13 protein-coding genes and 2 pseudogenes are annotated in these 17,535 nt (G+C 62.7%); 10 read left to right on the forward strand and 5 right to left on the reverse strand.

Annotation, left to right across the window (positions count from 1 at the left end; genetic code table 11):
• The first annotated feature begins 259 nt into the window (after positions 1-259).
• The 4 genes from Q1B08_RS15520 (at position 260) to Q1B08_RS15535 (ending at position 6,125) form a co-directional block, all read left to right on the forward strand.
• Complete coding sequence (locus Q1B08_RS15520) at positions 260-865, forward strand: recombinase family protein (protein WP_299820849.1); 606 nt, start codon at positions 260-262, stop codon at positions 863-865.
• A gap of 3 nt (positions 866-868) precedes the next feature.
• On the forward strand, positions 869-1,531 hold the full coding sequence (locus Q1B08_RS15525) for an SOS response-associated peptidase (RefSeq protein WP_299820852.1): 663 nt from the start codon (positions 869-871) through the stop codon (positions 1,529-1,531).
• Between the two features lie 764 nt (positions 1,532-2,295).
• Positions 2,296-5,412: an N-6 DNA methylase gene (locus Q1B08_RS15530; RefSeq protein ID WP_299820855.1), complete on the forward strand. Its 3,117-nt coding sequence runs from the start codon at positions 2,296-2,298 to the stop codon at positions 5,410-5,412.
• Positions 5,409-6,125 (forward strand): Fis family transcriptional regulator, encoded by a 717-nt coding sequence (locus Q1B08_RS15535; protein WP_299820866.1) that lies wholly within the window; start codon positions 5,409-5,411, stop codon positions 6,123-6,125. Before Q1B08_RS15530 ends, Q1B08_RS15535 begins: the two co-directional genes overlap by 4 nt.
• A gap of 223 nt (positions 6,126-6,348) precedes the next feature.
• On the opposite strand, the gene Q1B08_RS15540 is transcribed toward Q1B08_RS15535, so the two are convergent.
• From Q1B08_RS15540 to Q1B08_RS15550, 3 genes and pseudogenes are all read right to left on the reverse strand, one after another.
• Entirely contained in the window at positions 6,349-7,212 is an 864-nt protein-coding gene (locus Q1B08_RS15540; RefSeq protein WP_299820869.1) for a crosslink repair DNA glycosylase YcaQ family protein, read from the reverse strand.
• Between the two features lie 89 nt (positions 7,213-7,301).
• The gene (locus Q1B08_RS15545) at positions 7,302-8,504 is read right to left on the reverse strand and encodes an IS256 family transposase (RefSeq protein WP_299820872.1); all 1,203 of its coding nucleotides are present in this window, start codon (positions 8,502-8,504) and stop codon (positions 7,302-7,304) included.
• A gap of 97 nt (positions 8,505-8,601) precedes the next feature.
• Positions 8,602-8,917: pseudogene (locus tag Q1B08_RS15550) on the reverse strand (crosslink repair DNA glycosylase YcaQ family protein); the annotation flags it as partial.
• A gap of 171 nt (positions 8,918-9,088) precedes the next feature.
• Here Q1B08_RS15550 and Q1B08_RS15555 point away from each other — a divergent pair.
• The 5 genes from Q1B08_RS15555 to Q1B08_RS15575 are packed head-to-tail and all read left to right on the forward strand — an operon-like array spanning position 9,089 to position 15,382.
• A complete protein-coding gene (locus Q1B08_RS15555) occupies positions 9,089-9,331 on the forward strand; it encodes a plasmid stabilization protein (protein ID WP_299820875.1) in 243 nt (80 codons plus the stop codon).
• Positions 9,332-9,345: 14 nt separating this feature from the next.
• Positions 9,346-9,780, forward strand: a complete 435-nt coding sequence (locus Q1B08_RS15560; protein WP_299820878.1) for a type II toxin-antitoxin system VapC family toxin — start codon at positions 9,346-9,348, stop codon at positions 9,778-9,780.
• 5 nt (positions 9,781-9,785) lie between these two features.
• Entirely contained in the window at positions 9,786-12,239 is a 2,454-nt protein-coding gene (hsdR, locus tag Q1B08_RS15565; RefSeq protein ID WP_366140032.1) for an EcoAI/FtnUII family type I restriction enzme subunit R, read from the forward strand.
• A 3-nt stretch (positions 12,240-12,242) separates the two neighbouring features.
• Complete coding sequence (locus Q1B08_RS15570) at positions 12,243-13,691, forward strand: class I SAM-dependent DNA methyltransferase (RefSeq protein ID WP_299820884.1); 1,449 nt, start codon at positions 12,243-12,245, stop codon at positions 13,689-13,691.
• The gene (locus Q1B08_RS15575; RefSeq protein ID WP_299820887.1) at positions 13,688-15,382 is read left to right on the forward strand and encodes a restriction endonuclease subunit S; all 1,695 of its coding nucleotides are present in this window, start codon (positions 13,688-13,690) and stop codon (positions 15,380-15,382) included. The genes Q1B08_RS15570 and Q1B08_RS15575 overlap by 4 nt, the downstream gene beginning before the upstream one ends.
• On the opposite strand, the pseudogene Q1B08_RS15580 reads toward Q1B08_RS15575, so the two are convergent.
• A pseudogene (locus Q1B08_RS15580) lies at positions 15,366-16,123 on the reverse strand (IS5 family transposase). The gene Q1B08_RS15575 and the pseudogene Q1B08_RS15580 overlap by 17 nt on opposite strands.
• Before the next feature lie 176 nt (positions 16,124-16,299).
• Complete coding sequence (locus Q1B08_RS15585) at positions 16,300-17,007, reverse strand: GIY-YIG nuclease family protein (protein WP_299820893.1); 708 nt, start codon at positions 17,005-17,007, stop codon at positions 16,300-16,302.
• Between the two features lie 231 nt (positions 17,008-17,238).
• Between Q1B08_RS15585 and Q1B08_RS15590 the strand changes: the two genes are divergently transcribed.
• Complete coding sequence (locus Q1B08_RS15590; protein ID WP_366140033.1) at positions 17,239-17,490, forward strand: DUF433 domain-containing protein; 252 nt, start codon at positions 17,239-17,241, stop codon at positions 17,488-17,490.
• Positions 17,491-17,535 lie beyond the last annotated feature (45 nt).

Consider the following 17,535-nt stretch of genomic DNA (forward strand, 5'->3'; position numbering starts at 1 on the left):
GACCTTGGCAGCACCTTTGACGGCTACTGGGTGTCCAGCCCCGCTGCCGTCATCCACCTCGTAAACGCGAAGGACGGTTCTTGGAATTAGTCCGCTTTGCCCCCGCGCTGCGGTCGTTCGAAATCGGCGCAGCGAACGGCTGGACGCGATGGTAGTGACCTAAATCGAAGGTTATTGGACACCTTCCTTGAACCCCGTTCAAAAATAGGTTTTCTCGTTTTTCGGACATGTCCATCGGAAAAGAGGGATTTAGGACATCTTGGCTCGTACCTTCGCCTACCTCCGCGTCTCGACTGTCGGGCAGACGACCGAAAACCAGAAACAGCAGATCGCCGCCGCCGGAATAGAGGTCGAAGACTTCCGCATCATGGCCGAGACGATCTCGGGCAGCGTCGAGGCGATGAAGCGTCCGGGCTTCGCGCGTCTCGTCGATCGGCTCGAGGCCGGCGACATGCTGGTGGTCACGAAGATGGACCGGCTCGGGCGCAACGCGGTAGACGTGATGGCGACGATCGAGCGGCTGGGTGAAATGCCGGTTCGAGTGAAGAGCCTCGACCTGGGCGATATTGACCTGACCAGCGCCGCGGGGCGGATGACGACAAACATCCTCAACGTCGTCGCGCAGTTCGAACGGGAATTGATCGTCGAGCGGACCAGGGCCGGGATCGACCGCGCCAAGGCCGAAGGCAAGCGGCTCGGCCGACCGCCGGCCCTCGATGCCAAGACCCGGGCCGAGATCGACGCCGGACTGAAGAAGGGCGAGACGATCTCCGCCCTGGCACGGCAGTTCAAGACAAGCCGTCAGACCGTGCAGCGTATCCGCGACGGACTAGGCATGGTGAACCCCAAAGCCGAGGAGACCTGAGCCATGTGCAACCTGTATTCCTTGACCCGGGGCCAGGCCGCGATCCGGGAGATTGCGGAGGTCATGGAGGACCTGACCGGCAACCTCGCCCCGCTACCCGCCATTTTTCCCGACCAGTCCGCACCGGTCGTGCGCCAGACCGCCGATGGCCGCGAACTTGTCATGATGCGATGGGGGATGCCGTCGCCGTCCTTCGCGCTGAAGAACCGCAAGACCGATCCGGGCGTCACCAACGTCCGCAATCTCAGCTCGTCCCACTGGCGACGCTGGCTGGGCCCCGAGCATCGCTGCCTCGTCCCGTTCACCAGCTTTTCGGAATACCGCGTGGAACAGGACAAGAGCCGCACGCCGGTCTGGTTCGCGCGGAACGAGGACCGACCGCTGATGTTTTTCGCCGGCATTTGGACGGAGTGGACGAGCGTCCGGAAGGTGAAGGAGGGCGAGGTGACGGCCGAGCTCTACGGCTTCCTCACCACCGAGGCGAACGAGACCGTGGGCGCGATCCATCCGAAGGCCATGCCGGTGATCCTGACCGAACCGGACGAGTGGAAGGCGTGGCTGACCGCACCGTTCGACGAGGCGCGCGCGTTGCAGCGGCCGCTACCGGACGATGTGCTGCGGATCGTAGCGGCGGGGGAGCGAAGGGATGGTGACGACAATAGGTAGCCTCGGTTGTTCCGCATTGCGGCGATCGACACGGAGGGCGGAAAGCGGACTTTCGCCGCAAATGCGTGCCAGACATGGCGCGAAGGTGGGAGCCGACATTCGGACGACGCCGGAACTGCATGTTGATCTGCGCTGCCGCAAGGCCGCTCCGAGCCTAGATCGACCCAACAATGACATTTACGAACGTCTGCTTAGCATTGTTCTTGCATAGCTCCGCGTATTAAGAAAGGGTATGATACCCAATCTTTAGAGGCTATGGCTGCGCGTTTGATCCCCACCTCGGAGGCGGCTCGACTAACGGGTCTCTCGGTCGCGACCTTTCGCGAGTGGACAGTTCGACGTGCGCTCATCGCACCCGACGTCTCTCCGGCGGGGAAAGGGTCTTCGGCGAAGTTCGCGTGGCAGACAGTTCTCGTCCTGCGTATCGCCGCTCTTCTCAAGGATCGCCTGCACATCGAATTGCAAGCCCATCGGGGCTCTTTCGCCGAGCTTCGTGCACTCCTAGGGCGGACGTCTTTCGTTAAGCTTTGGGGTTGTCGGCTTCTCTGCGATCTGGACGGGAGTTGGGAGACGTTCGGCCCGGCAAATGAAGCTGATCCCGATAATTCCATCGTACTGGTCCTCGATCCGCATCTCGTAATTCTGCGAGACGGGTTCGCCCTTCCGAGGCAGCCCGGCCCAGAGCAGCTCGACCTGTTTACTTTGCCGGCGCTGCATGGCGAGGGGAGGCGGCGTATCGAGGCAGCCACCATCAGGCGATCGGCATGAATGGCTCTGACAGGCACGCGCTTCGCTGGCTCGAGCAGCTCGGCTATACCGCCGAGCCGGACGTCCTCCATATCCGCGGACGCTCGGTGGAAAAGACGCACCCGTTTGCTTTGGAAATTGAGACGCTCCTGAAGCCCGACGGCGCGATCCGCGCGCGGGCGGTCTTCGACGTTGAGGGCATCCCGACGGTGATCTTCGTTGACGAGAATGGCGGGGATCCGGACCGCCCCACGCTCGATGCGATCCGCAAACGCATCTGGAACCAGAACCTCGCGACGGTGGTAATCGAACTCGGCGAGGCGGAGGCCACGGCCGTCCCGGTGAGGCGGCTGGCAGACGCCCAAGAGACTTTGCGGATTGACGAGGTGCGTGTGGACGGCCCGTTCTCGGCGCTGGACGTGGCAAGCGCGAACCTGACGCGCAGGAAGCCCGCTTGGTTCGACATGAAGGCGCGGGTCGACGCAAAGCTGCTCGAGAACCTCAGCCGGGCGGTCGACGGCATTGCTCGGAACGGCCTCGAGGAGTCGGCGCGCCTAGACGAAGAGGATGGGCGCGCGCTCGCTGAACTCCTGATGGGGCAAGTCCTCTTTATCTCCTATCTCGAGCACCGTGGTATCGTCGGCGAGACCTACCGGTCCCGGCGGGACGTGCGCGCGATGCATGGTCTCGTGGCCGAGGCGGATCGCGATGGCGTGCGGTGGCTGATTGAGCGTCTGCGCGAGGATTTCAACGGCGACTTCCTCGGGAACGATCGCCATCATCCGTGGAACGCCCTAGCGAAGACGGGGTTCGAAACGCTCAACGCCTTCTTACAGCAGACCGATCTGGACACGGGCCAGCAAGCGTTCTGGAACTACGACTTCTCCTTTATCCCCGTGGAGCTACTTTCGGGGCTCTACGAAGCGTTCCTGTCGAAGGAAGAACAGGCGACGAACGGCGCGTACTACACGCCGCGCAACCTTGCGGTACTAGCGATCGATCAGGCGCTGGACGCCTCGCCCGCGCCTCTCGACGAGACGATCTTCGACGGTGCCTGCGGATCGGGGATCCTTTTAACGACGGCCTATAGGCGTCTGATCGCGCTCTCTGAGCATGCGGCGGAGACGCCGCTCGGCTTCACCGAGCGTGGCGAGCTACTGAGGCGGTCGATCTTTGGCGGCGACATCAATCCGATGGCGTGCCGGGTCACCGCGTTCAGCCTCTATCTATCGCTGCTCGAAGGGCTCGACCCCAAGGACATCTACGAAGCCCAAGAGAAGGAGGGGACGCGACTTCCATCTCTCGAGGGCACGAATCTCGTCCGCGGTTGGAACGATGCGGACTTTTTCTCCAAGGCGCATGGGTTCGCAGGCCGCCGGTTCTCGATGGTCATCTCGAACCCCCCTTGGGCGGAGGCTGCGGGGGGCACATGGTCCTCAATGGACGACTGGGCAAAGGCGGCTGGCCTGCCGATCGCCCGTCGCCAGATCGCCGGGGCGTTCACCGAGCGGGCGCTCGAGTTCCTAGCGGAGGGCGGCGTGGCCTGCTTCCTCCTCCCCATCGGTCAGTTCCTGGCGCCGACGAGCGCCGACTATGTAAGTCGTCTCTTCTGCCGATATCGCCCGCTCAGGCTGACGAATTTCGGTGACCTGCAGAACCTCCTCTTTCCGAGCGCGGAGAACACCTGTCACGTCTTCCTAGGCCAACGGCGGGCTGCCGAGGTGAACGGGCCGGCCCCGATGGAGGCGTTCGAGTATCTCGTGCCCAAGGCAGATTTGAGCTTGGTATATGGCCGCCTCACCATGCAGTCGGCCGACCGTCACATGGTACCGACCCAGTCGGTGATCGACGATCCAAAGCTGCTGGTGGCCTTGATGTGGGGCGATGCGAACGACCTCGCAATTTGGTCGCGGCTCGCTATCCGCGGCCGTCTTGCAGACTTCTGGGAAGGCCCGCCGCTTTTCAGACGTTGGGTCAAGCGCAAGGGCATCCATCGAATGGACAAGTCGCGGCAGGCCGTGAGCGCTGAGCCTTTGCGGGCGATGGATCATGTCACTGTCGAGGCGTTGCGAACTGGGTCTCCGGTTCTCCACCGCGATCTTCTCCGATCATGGCCCGAGGAGACCGAGACGGTAGTTGGTCTGTCGGACGGGGTCCAGCGCGTCTTCAACGGCCCGCGCGTGCTCTTCCCCGATGGGTTCTCGCGCGAGGAGCCGAACATTCGCGCGGTCTATTTCGATGGGCTGGCGACGTTTACTAGCAGCGTCGGTGTGATCGCGGGCAAGGCAGAGGACGCCGATCTCCTGAAGTTCTTGGCCGCCTATTTGCGGTCCGCGCTGGCTCGCTACTTCCTCGTCATTAACGGTTGGAAGCGCCTGACCGATCGCAACGCGATGCATCTAAAGGATGTCGAGGGCTTCCCCTTCTTCATGCCTGAGGGGGCTCCGGACCCGAAGGCGGCCGACGCCGCACTTCGAAAGGTGGTCGGTTGCATTGACGAGATCGCCGCGCTGCCCGAGCTCGATCAGAAGCGCGCCTACGGTGCTGCAAGGGCGGAGATCGATGATGCGATTTTCCGGTATTTCGGCCTCTATGAGGAGGAGCGTGCGCTCGTCCTCGAAACTTGCGAGGTGATCCTCCCGTCCGTGCGGCCGCGGAACTACAGGAGTCTCGACACGCCAATTCAGCGGCCTGCGGCGCAAAAGGATTTCAACCGCTATGCGTCGGGATTGGCGGATGCACTGACCTCGTGGCGGGAGCGGACGAGCGGACAGGGCCGTTTCCGAGTCGAGGTCTTTGCATCCGAGGGTGATCGTCAGGGGCGGGTGGGGATTGCGCGCGTTCATTATGAGGAAGCGCCCACTGGGCCACCACTGGCACAGGCGCGAATGAACGACGCAGCGGTGATCGAGACCTTGGGTGTCCTGCGCGAGGCGGGCCTGCATGTGATTCCGAGTGGAGAATACATGGGGCTAGTCCCCGATATTCACATTTGGGTCGGCGGCGATCTCTACGTAGTGCGGCCCCTCGCGCGCCGCAACTGGACTCTCAGGCAAGCCCTGCGCGACGCGGAGAGGATCGTTCGGGACGTGCAGCAGCGGGTGCCGGAGCCGCGAGAGAGGCTGAGCACTTGAGCGATCGGACTGCATGGCGGGCAGCGTTTCCGATCCGGCCGGCGACGGAAGCTGTCGAGGCAATCATCGAGGGTTGGACGCGTCTGGCGGCGACGGAGCTTCCGCAGTTCAACCCTAGGACGCGCGAGGACAAGCTGACGAAAGCGCTGAAGTTCCAAGTAGAGCGGGACGTCGCCCGGAGGCGGGGCCTACTCGGCGGATGGACGGCGGAGAACGTGATTGGGACTGTCAATCCCGCCACTGGCGAGATCACGGAGCAGCGTCGAACTGACATCTCCTATCATTGGAACGATGCGCTCCAATCAATGAACCTCGTGTTCGAGTTCAAGCGAGTCGGTCGTGGAAAGGGCCACCGGGACCATTATCTCGGGCCGAACGGTCTGGAGCGCTTCGTGAACGGCATCTACAGCGAAGGGCAATCTGTAGCGGCGATGGTCGGGGTATTGCTCGATCCCAAGGACGAGGTGATCCCACCACTGCGCAAGACGCTCGAGGAGATCGATCCAAACGGACCGCTCCAGTTGCGTAAGACGCCCGCGGGCACGTCGTGTATTGATCCGTCCGGTCTCTTTGCTGACGCGCTGTTTGATACCGTGCACGACCGGGCGCCGCCCGTGGGGCCGCCGCACGGATCGATCCATGTCTCACACATCTTCCTCGCGTTCGGCTATCCGACCACGACGCGGCGCCCTAGGAAGAAGGCTGCATCCTGAGGCAGAAACAAGCGAGCGGCCTAGGCCCGATAGATCGTCCGAAGCGGACATTCGGCTTGTAATAATCGACGGCAGTTCAGTCTGCACAGTTGACCTTCATCAACTCGCCAATGCTGCGTGCCACTGTGAAGGTCCGCTCTGGGGAAGCTGCACTGCGGCGCGCAGCGGCCATGCGAATGACCGGTAAGGGCCGAAATGTCAGGTTCACAACCAGGGCAGCAGCTCACGCTTTCATCCAGTCCTCGAGCAACTCCACCGACGTGGTGCCGGCGAGTTTGCCCATCCTTGCGATCTCGGCCAACAGTCCCGCGTGGCGCGCCTTGCCAAACCGCTCACCGGTCTCTGGCCAGAAGGCGCGCACCCGGATTGCCTGACCGACGCGCCGAGCGTCGAGCCGCCCGATTGGACGGTCCCCCTGCATGACGGGAAAGACGTAGTAGCCGTATGTCCGCTTGGCCTCGGGTACGAAGATCTCGATCCTGAAGCGAAACCCGAAGAGCCGTTCAGTTCGTGCCCGATCGCGCAGGACGGGGTCGAACGGGCTTAGAATGCGAACGCGCGAAGACGGGGCGGGCAGTGATGCAGCGCGGTCCAACATCGCTTCCGTCGTGAAACACCGGCGGCGGGCGCCGTCGGCCATTTCGATGTCCGCTTCGACGATCCGCCTCGCGGCCAGCGCTGCGGCGCACCAGGCCCTGGCCTCGTCGCGGCTCGCGATCTCGAAGAAGGCCGCGAGTTCGCCGCTCGTCGCGAACCCCAGTCTCTCCAGTGTCTCGGACATGGCCCAGTTGACGATCTCGGCGTCCTCACGGCGGACGGAAAGGTATTCCTGCGGGATAACCCGTTCAGGAAGATCGTAGTACTTCCGGAATCCTCGCCGATGGCAGACCGCGATCCGGCCAGAGCGCCAGAGGAACTCGAGGGCCGTCTTCGACGGATGCCAGTCCCACCAGCCGGACGATTTCTTTTCCTCGTTCTCCCCGACGTCGAGCGAACTGACCGCCCCGTGATCCGTAATGAGCTTTAGAATGGTTTCGAGTTCGTCTTGCCAACCGTCGCGTTGCGACGCAGGCCAGCGTTTTCGCATCCGGGCTTCGTCGCGTTCGAACTTCGATGGTGTCCCGGGACGTGGTGTAGCTCATCATGGGCCTCGCGCTCACTGGCGGGCCGAGCAGGTCAGTCGCGCTGCGCAGCAGGCAGGCTGACCATCACATCATCGCAGACCGGCGTGAGCGTTTCCAGCGTCATGTAACGGCCGCGCTGGACGGTCCATTCCTCGGTCTGCTCCAACAGGATCGCACCCACCAGTCTCCGGATCGAGGCCTCGTTTGGGAAGATCCCGACGACGTCCGTGCGTCGCTTGATCTCGCCGTTCAGGCGCTCAATTGGATTCGTGCTGTGTAGTTTCGCTCGGTGCTGGGCGGGGAAGGTCATGTAGGCCAGCACGTCCTCCTCCGCCGTGTCCATGAGCGTGGCCAACTTCGGCAGCTTGGGCCGCATCTGGTCCGCCACCAGCCGCCACTGGGTCTTGGCCGCAGTATGGTCGGGCTGCGCAAAGGCGGTGGCGATGAAGGCCGAGACCACCCTGCGGCTGCTCTTGCCGGCATGAGCGAGCGCATTACGCTGGAAATGAACCCGGCAGCGCTGCCAGGTGGTCGACAGCACCCGGGCCGTGGCCGCCTTGATGCCTTCATGCGCATCACTGATCACCAGCTTCACGCCGGAGAGGCCGCGGCGCACGAGGTCGCGCAGAAACTCTGTCCAGAAAGGTTCGGCTTCGGAAGCCCCGATCGCCATGCCCAGCACTTCGCGCCGGCCGTCGGTGTTGACGCCCACCGCGATCGTCACGGCAACAGATACGATCCGGCCACTCTGGCGCACCTTGAGGTAAGTCGCGTCGATCCAGAGGTAGGGCCATTCGCCCTCGATCGGGCGAGTGAGAAAGGCATCCACCCGTTCATCGATATCTTCGCAGAGCCGGCTAACCTGGCTCTTCGAGATGCCGGTCCCGCCCATGGCCTGCACGAGGTCATCCATCGATCGCGTCGAAACGCCATGGACATAGGCCTCTTGGATAACGGCCGTCAGCGCTTTCTCGACCGAGCGCCGCGGCTCGAGAAAGGACGGGAAGTAGGAGCCGGTGCGCAGGCGCGGGATGCGCAGCTCGACACTACCGGCCCGGGTCTGCCAGTCGCGATCGCGGTAGCCATTGCGTTGCGCCAGCCGCTCAGGGGTCTTCTCGCCGTAGTCGGCGCCAGTCTTGGCACCGACCTCCAGCTCCATCAGACGTTCGGCGGCAAAGCCGATCATCTCACGCAGTAGATCAGCATCTCCGCTCTTCTCCACCAGCGCGCGGAGGTCCATCATCGGTTTGGTCATCGGGTCTATCCCTCGGTTCAGGTTGGTTGTCGCAACCCGACCCTACCGAGAAACCCGATGGCCACCGACAGCTACACCACGTCCCGGGACATCATCCGAACTTCAAACGCCACATCGGATAGTAGCGCATCGGGATCACCGCGGCGTCGTGGGTCCAGTGCTCGAACCCCGTCCGCCGACGGGCGACGAGCGCCTCGAGGGCGGATGGACGGTACTGCCCGCGCCGCGACCACAGGATCAGATCGTGCGCCCGGGCAAGCGTGTTGACGCTGTCGATCTGTACGAAGCCGAGGCCATCGAGGACCGTCTCCAGATCATGCCCCTTTGCTGGAGCCTGAACCCGGACGCAGCAGCAGGTGGCGGTCGAGGAAGAGCCGGCGGGCGGTCGGGTTGGTCAGAAAAGGGCGTGTCATCTAGGCACAATACCGGCGCCGGGGGCGTACAACAGTGTTCCCGCTCCCGAGCTTCCCTCAGGCTACAGCACGCATTGTCCAATACCGAGGCAGGAATTCGGTCCAACCCGCACGCGAGTGTTGATTGCAATGCAATCACTCTCTAACCTGACACGTAAGGTGGAGGACGCCATGGCCAGCATCACGATCCGCAATCTCGACGACACTCTGAAGCAGCGTCTGCGCATGCGGGCCGCCGAACACGGTCGGTATATGGAGGAGGAAGTCCGCGAAATCCTGCGCCGGTCGGTCGGCCGGTCGCCGTCGCGTGCGAATCTGGGCGAGACCATCCACCAGCGCTTCGCTGCTCTGGGCGGGGCGGAGGTCGACCTGCCGCCGCGCGAGCCCATGCCCGAGCCGCCGCGCTTCGACTGAGGCAGGTACCGGCCGTGATCCTGATCGACACCAACGTCGTCTCCGAGCTGATGCGCCCGTCGCCTGCGGATGCAGTGATCGACTGGTTCGGTCGGCAGGACGCGGCCGCGCTTCATCTCAGCGCGGTCAGCGAGGCCGAGCTCCGCCGTGGCGTTGCCCTTCTGCCGGACGGCCGGCGACGCGCCGCGCTCCTCGCTGCGATCGACGCGATGGTCGCGGAGGACTTCGAGGGCCGCGTGGTGGCGTTCGACAGTGCCGCTGCATCGGCCTTCGCGACCATCTTCGCCGAGCGGCAGGCAAGAGGCCATCCGATATCCTTTCCCGACTGCCAGATCGCGGCCACCGCCCGGGCGTGCGGGGCCGCGGTCGCGACGCGGGACAGGGACGGTTTCGCCGATTGTGGGATCGAGGTCATCGATCCATGGACGGAAGGGGCAGGGGGTAGATGATCGGCATCGACAAGCGCGGCCTGTCCGAGCGCGACATCTGCACGAAATTCATCACCCCCGCCTTGCGTGCGACAGGCTGGGACGAAATGCACCAGATCCGCGAGGAAGTCGGCTTCACGAAGGGCCGCATCGTCGTGCGCGGCAAGATGGTGAGCCGCGGCCAGGCCAAGCGTGCCGACTACGTTCTGTCCTACGTTCCCAATGTCCCGATCGCCGTCATCGAGGCTAAGGACAACGCGCATGCCGTTGGCGACGGAATGCAGCAAGCCCTCGACTACGCCGAGACCCTCGACATCCCGTTTGTCTTTGCCTCGAACGGCGACGGCTTCGTGTTCCACGACCGGACCGGTCAGAGCAATCAGCGCGAGACGACGCTCTCGCTCGATGCATTTCCCTCGCCTGCTGACCTGTGGGCCCGCTACCGCGCCTGGAAGGGTCTCGATGCCGCAGCGGAGCAAACCGTCCTGCAGGATTATTTCGACGACGGCAGCGGCAAGGCCCCGCGCTACTATCAGGTCAACGCGATCAACGCCGCGACGGAGGCCATCGCCAAGGGAAAGGATCGTGTTCTGCTCGTGATGGCCACCGGTACCGGCAAGACCTACACGGCGTTCCAGATCATCTGGCGGCTGTGGAAGGCCAAGCAGAAGAAGCGCATCCTGTTCCTCGCCGATCGAAACGTGCTGATCGACCAGACGATGGTGAACGATTTCCGCCCCTTCGGCGGCGTCATGGCGAAACTCTCGACCAAGGCCAAGACTATCGAGCGGCAGGACGGCAGCCGCGAGACGCTGACCCTCGCGCTCGACCGCAAGCGCCGCATCGATCCGGCCTACGAGGTGTATCTTGGCCTGTACCAAGCCATCACCGGGCCGGAGGAACGGCAGAAGCTCTACAAGGAGTTCTCGGAGGACTTCTTCGACCTCATCGTCATCGACGAGTGCCACCGCGGAAGTGCCGCCGAGGACTCGGCATGGCGCGAAATCCTCGAGCACTTCTCGTCCGCCACACAGATCGGCCTGACCGCCACCCCGAAGGAAACGGAATACGCCTCCAACATCGAGTATTTCGGGGAGCCGGTGTACTCCTACTCGCTCAAGCAGGGCATCCGCGATGGCTTTCTCGCGCCCTACAAGGTGGTGAAGGTCCATGTCGACCGGGACATCGAGGGCTATCGTCCGGAGAGGGGCCAGCTCGACCGCGCGGGCCAGGAGGTCGAGGACCGGCTCTACAACGCCAAGGATTTCGACCGCGCTTTGGTGATCGACGACCGCACGACGCTCGTCGCGCGCAAGGTCACGCAGTTCCTGCGGGAGAGCGGCGACCGCTATGCCAAGACCATCGTGTTCTGCGTCGACCAGGAGCATGCGGCGCGCATGCGTCAGGCGCTGATCAACGAGAACGCCGACCTCGCCGCCGAAAGCTCGAGATACGTGATGCGCATCACCGGCAACGACGCCGAGGGACAGGCGCAGCTCGACAACTTCATCGACCCGGAATCCCGATGGCCGGTGATCGTGACGACATCACGCCTTCTGTCTACGGGCGTGGACGCGCAGACCTGCCGGTTGATCGTGCTCGACCGCGAGGTGGGGTCCATGACCGAGTTCAAGCAGATCGTCGGACGCGGCACGCGCGTGCATGAGGACACGGGCAAGTACTTTTTCACGCTGATCGACTTCCGCGGCGCCACCAGCCATTTTGCCGATCCGGAGTTCGATGGCGAGCCCGTCCAAATCTACAGCCCGACACCGGACCAGCCCGTCGATCCTCCGACACCGGGGGCCGGTGAGCCGGACCCCAGCGAAGGCGAGGGGGTCTGGAACGATGGAGGCGACACGACCCCGATCGACCCGGTCGGCAACTTGTTCGAGGCCAAGGGCAAGGGTCCGCAGAAGAAGATCTACGTCGACGGGGTCGGGGCTGTCATCGTCGCCGAGCGTGTCGAGTATCTCGACGAGAACGGCAAACTCGTCACGGAATCCCTGCGCGATTTTACCAAACGCGCCCTGCAGCAGCGCTACGCGAGCCTCGATGCCTTCCTGCGCCGCTGGAACGCCACCGAGCGGAAGCAGGCCATACTCGAGGAACTCGCCGCCGAGGGGTTGCCGCTCGATCTCATCGGAGCGGAACTGGATCGTGACCTCGATCCCTTCGACCTGATCTGTCATGTCGCCTTCGACGCCAAGCCGCTAACGCGCGCGGAGCGCGCCGACAATGTCCGCAAGCGCGATGCCTTCGCCACGTACGGCGACCAGGCGCGCGCGGTCCTCGATGCGCTGCTGGAGAAGTATGCCGACGAGGGTGTCACGAACTTCGGCGACGTGGCAGTGCTGCGGATCGCTCCCCTCGACCGCCTCGGCACGCCCGTCGAGCTGGTCCGTGCATTCGGTGGCAGGCCCGGCTTCGAGCGCGCCGCTCATGACCTGCAAACCGAACTCTACAAGGATACCGCCTGATCCATGTCCGTCCGCACCCTCGTCAAATCCATTCAGGACATCATGCGTCAGGACACCGGCGTCGATGGCGATGCACAGCGCATCAGCCAGCTGTGCTGGATGTTCTTCCTCAAGATCATCGACGATCAGGATCAGGAATTGGAGCTCCTGCGCGACGATTACCGTTCGCCGATCCCCGAGCGGCTGCAATGGCGGGCCTGGGCGGCCGACCCCGAGGGCATTACCGGCGAGGCGCTGCAGGAGTTCGTGAACGACGATCTCTTCCCTACGCTCAAAGGCCTCATCCCCGCCACGCCCCGAGCCCGCACCGTGCGCAGCGTGTTCGAGGACGCCTACAATTACATGAAGTCCGGCCAGCTGATGCGGCAGGTCGTCAATCGAATCGACGGCATCGATTTCAACAACCTGAGCGAGCGGCAGCACTTCGGCGACATCTACGAGCAGATCCTCAACGACCTGCAATCGGCCGGCAACGCGGGCGAATATTACACGCCCCGCGCCGTCACAGCCTTCATGACCGAGATGATCGAACCGCGCCCCGGCGAGACGATGTTCGATCCGGCCTGCGGAACGGGCGGCTTTCTGACCTGTGCCATCCGTCACATGCGCGAACACCATGTGAAGCGCCCCGAGGACGAGGCTGTGATGCAGGCCAGCCTCCGCGCGGTGGAGAAGAAACAACTCCCCCACATGCTCGCGGTCACCAACATGCTGTTGCACGGGATCGAAGACCCCTCGTTCCTGCGCCACGACAACACGCTGGCCCGCCCCTACATTTCCTGGGGCAAGGACGAGCGGGTGGACGTCGTCCTCACAAACCCGCCCTTCGGCGGGCGCGAGGAGGACGGGATCGAGTCCAACTTCCCGCAGCACTTCCGCACCCGCGAGACCGCCGATCTCTTCCTCGCCCTAATTATCCGCCTGCTGAGACCCGGCGGCCGCGCGGCGGTGGTCCTGCCCGACGGCTCGCTCTTCGGCGAGGGCGTCAAGACCCGGCTGAAGGAGGCGCTGATGGAGGAGTGCAACCTCCACACCATCGTGCGCCTGCCGAACTCGGTCTTCCGCCCCTACGCCTCGATCGGCACGAACCTGCTGTTCTTCGAGAAGGGCGCGCCGACGCAGGACATCTGGTTCTGGGAACACCGGGTGCCCGAGGGGCAGAAGGCCTATTCCATGACCCGGCCCATCAGGGCAGAGCATCTGGCCGACTGCGCCGCTTGGTGGGGCGGGCCGCACCGCGAGGGGCGGGTGGAGACCGAGCGCGCCTGGAAGGTCAGCGCCGAGGACGTGAAGGCCCGCGGCTACAACCTCGACATCAAGAACCCCTACACGGTGGCCGAGGATCACGGCGACCCCGAGACGCTGCTGGAGGACTTGGGCCGCGCCGAGGCCGAGGTAGCCGCACTCCGCGACCAGTTGAAGGCGATCCTGTCGGAGGCACTCGCCCGATGAACGCCGACCGCCTGCTTGCCCTCTACGAGAAGGTGGCCGAGGCGCCCAACGCGGTTCCCCGCCTGCGCCGCTTCGTGCTGGACCTCGCCGTCCGCGGCAAACTGGTGGAACAGGACCCGACCGACGAACCTGCGTCGGAATTGCTGAAGCGGATCGCCGCGGAGAAAGCGCGGCTGGTGAAGGCGGGGGAGCTCCGGGAGCCGCGCAACGCCGTCGTGATCAAGCGCGACGAGTTGCCCTTCGTCCCACCTGCCCATTGGGTATGGGCACGCCTTATCGATATCGCGCGACCGAGCTACGGCTTCGCGTTCAAGTCCAGCCAGTTCAATGGCGAGAAACGTGGGATGCCGCTGATCCGCATTCGCGACATTTCAAAGATGGACACCGAGGCATACTACGAAGGTGAATACGATCCCGGCTATCTCGTGCGTGCAGGCGACTACCTCGTCGGCATGGACGGCGACTTCAATTTGCGACGTTGGGCCGGGCCGGATGGGCTTCTGAACCAGCGGGTGATGCGCATCAACGGCTGGCGCTGCGAAATCGACCCCAAGTTCGTGAAACTACCGCTCCAGATGATCTTGGGCTACCTGCACGGCGACACGTCTCTGACGACCGTTAAGCATCTGTCCGCGAAGCAGGTCAACGGCATCGAAATCCCCCTCCCACCCCTCGCCGAACAGCGGCGGATCGTGGGATCGGAAGAGGAACTGATGGCGCTGCTGGACCGGCTGGAGGCGGTGCGCACCACGCGCGAGGCCACCCGCGACCGGCTGACCGCCGCCAGCCTCGCCCGCCTGACCGCGCCCGGCACAGACCAAGCGGATTTCCCGGCCAACGCCCGCTTCGCCCTCGCCACGCTCCCCGCCCTCACCACGCACCCGGACCAGATCAAACCCCTCCGCCAGACCATCCTCAACCTCGCCGTCCGCGGCAAACTGGTGGAACAGAACCCGACCGACGAGCCGGCGTCGGAATTGCTCGACAAACTGCATTCGGAATCCAGCAAGAAGAAAAAGACAGCGCGGACTTCGCCAGCAAAGCATGCGGCGGAAATGTCGTTTGAATGCCCTCCTGGCTGGGCTTGGGCTCAGGTCCGGCAAATCCTCGCCCCAGATCGAGACATTTCATACGGCGTCATTAAGCTCGGCCCAGAACCAAAGTCTGGCGGCGTTCCGACGCTTCGGTGCAGCGATGTCAGACCCGGTTTCATTGACCTCTCGGGTGTCCGAAAAGTCCAAGAGTCTATCGAGGCTGACTACGCAAGGACGCGGCTCGAAGGCGGTGAGGTTGTGATCAACATCCGTGGGACGCTCGGTGGCGTCGCATTGGTGCCCGACGATCTCAAGGGGCACAACGTCGCTCGAGAAGTCGCCGTCATCCCCATTGCGGCCGATCTTTCCGGGCCTTTCTTGGTTTACTTGATGCTCTCGCCCTACTTTTGGGATCACATCCAAAATAACCTTCGCGGGATCGCGTATAAGGGTCTGAACTTGGGAATCTTGCGGGAGCTGCCCATCCCCCTCCCACCCCTCGCCGAACAACACCGCATCGTGGCGAAGGTCGATGTCCTCATGGCCCTCTGCGACCGGTTGGAGACCTCCCTCACCACCGCCGACACCACCCGCGCCCGCCTCCTCGAAGTCCTCCTCCACGAGGTCTTAGGCTCAGGACTCACAACCAGAACATGACGGTTGCGGCGATACAGATGGCGGATAGGAACAGCTCGCCGCATCTGTCGTAGCGGGTGGCGATCCGGCGCCAGTCTTTGAGGCGGGCAAAGAGGTTCTCGATCCGGTGGCGCTGCTTATAGAGTTTCCGGTCGTGGCTGGCGGGGTTCTTCCGTCCGCGCCGGGCCGGGATGCACACAGCGATCCCCTTGTCCTCAAGGGCTTCGCGGAACCAATCGGCATCGTAGCCCTTGTCGGCAAGAAGCGCCTTGGCGGGCGGCAGGGCATTCAGCAGAGCCAGCGCGCCTTTCGCATCGCTCATCTGGCCTGGTGACAGGAAGAAGGTCAACGGCCGTCCCAATCCGTCGCAGACCATGTGCAGCTTCGAGTTTAGCCCGCCCTTTGTCCGCCCGATTGCCCTCGGCCGAGTCCCCCTTTTGAGAGGCTTGCCGCCGTGCGGTGCGCCTTGAGGTGGGTGCTGTCGATCATGATGGTCTCGCCGTCCGGTCCGGGCTGCGCCAACTCGACGAAAATCCGGGCGAACACGCCCATGCGTGACCAGCGGACGAACCGGTTGTAGAGCGTCTTGGGCGGGCCGTAGATGGAAGGCGCATCCTTCCACTGCAAACCGTTCTTCTTGATGTAGATTATCCCGCTCAGCACCCGCCGGTCATCAACGCGTGGCTTGCCTCGGGACTTCGGAAAGAATGGCCGCAGCCGCTCAATCTGCTCGTCGGTCAGCCAGAAATGCCCGCTCATCATGCCCCCTCTGTTTGGGAGCTTGAATCACGCAGCCGGGGCACCCTCAAGCAAGTTTATGGGTCCTGACCCTAGATCCAACCCTTATACCGGTGATCGCAGCTATCGCATAAAATGTATAGTTCCTTTTATATTGCATAGAGCGAACGTCTGACATTAATTAATAAGATTAGATTTTCTCATTGGTTTTGCCGAGCGCGCACGTATTGACCGATAATTTCGAAAGCTTCTCGAAACGGAAGATTGAAAAACTCCCTATCTTGTCTGACGCGATAATCATCCAATAATCTATGTATTTCCTTCTCCGTCCTAGCTGCTTCTTCCACGGTCCATGCCGCTCGAACACCGAAGGGCTCCAGAACAGCAGTAGCGGCGTTTATCTCGGAGGCGCGCAATATTGGATCTCGAGTCGTATAACCGATCTTTAGAAATTCAGGCTGGGATCGCGATGACAAGACGTATATTACTCCTCCTTTCCAATCCGTTCTTCCCGTGAGATAATTTCCAAGAAATCGAGGAACACCGCAGCTTTGTAGTTCACCGCGTAAATGTTCTACAAATTCTGGTTGGTCTGACTTTAGAGATTTTCGAAGCTCGCCTAGACCCGTAGCAGACTGTTGCAACAGATGATTTGGTGGACGTCCTAGATAGGACCAGACTATGAACCAATCCCACTGATCTTGGCGGTAAGCTCTACTGAAAAGGCCCTTCGATTCGGAAAGTGCTTCGAGATCAGTAGCTGTATCGGCGTTGTCGCCTTTGATTAGATCAATTGTCCGACGTGCAGCAGTCATGCGGCGGGCGCGTGTCTCTGGTTTCTCAGGGGAGAGGCCGAAGCCCCACTTTTGGGATACTCGGACGGGGCGAGGTAGGGTAGGTTTGGTCATTGTCTCGAGATATCACGCAAAGAAAAATGAGAGAACACCAAGTCTGAGCCCACATCGGTCAGAGCTGATTATACATAACCGACCTCAGTTCCAAAAACTTTGGATAACCTTTCTAAATAGATAGGTAACAGTCTTCATGTTCAGTAACCATCAGTGGTAGGTAGACAGGACGACAGAATGAGACGCCTTCTTTCCACAGACCATGCTGCGCGCTATCTTCCTTATATGACAATGCCGTCCCCATCGGAGCCACAGCAGCCCCTATGGGCCGGGATCGTCACGATGGTCCCGGGTCTTCGTGGCGGACGTCCCGTAATCCGCGGCATGCGTATTACCGTGGGCGACGTGCTGGGCTGGCTGGCCTCGGGCATGAGCGTCGCAGAGATCATCGAGGACTTTCCCGAACTGACTGAGGCGGACATCCGCGCTGCGTTGGCCTTCGCCGCGGAGCGCGAGCACACCACGACCGTCGCGGCGGAGTGACGGGACCCGGTTCGCTTCCTTTGTCGTGAAGCTTCTGTTCGATCA

Origin of the sequence: uncultured Jannaschia sp. (assembly GCF_947494025.1) — a bacterium.
Taxonomy (GTDB): Bacteria; Pseudomonadota; Alphaproteobacteria; order Rhodobacterales; family Rhodobacteraceae; genus Jannaschia.